We start from the raw sequence: 241 nt of genomic DNA on the forward strand, positions 1-241 counted from the left end.
AACCAGCACGGCGCCCAAGGCAGGGTATAGATCGGCAGGTAGAGCAGGTAGGTAAAGATCGGGCCGAAATTATCGAACGGGTGGAAAAACCGTACTACGTTCTCCCTGAAGACCAGGCCCAGCCCGCTCTCGGCGTAGCTGGGCGTGCCAAACAGGTGCGACAGCAAGAATGCCACAATATATAGCGCGCCTGCGATCACTAGCTCCAGGCAAAAGCGCCAGATGACATGACGCTTCCAGC

At 57.3% G+C, this 241-nt stretch carries 1 pseudogene; it reads right to left on the bottom strand.

Going from position 1 to position 241, the window contains the following annotated elements:
- Positions 1-241 (bottom strand): annotated as a pseudogene (locus QN399_RS26610) (dolichyl-phosphate-mannose--protein mannosyltransferase); the annotation flags it as partial.

Source organism: Pseudomonas sp. 10C3, from assembly GCF_036346185.1.
In the GTDB taxonomy this organism is placed as follows: domain Bacteria; phylum Pseudomonadota; class Gammaproteobacteria; order Pseudomonadales; family Pseudomonadaceae; genus Aquipseudomonas.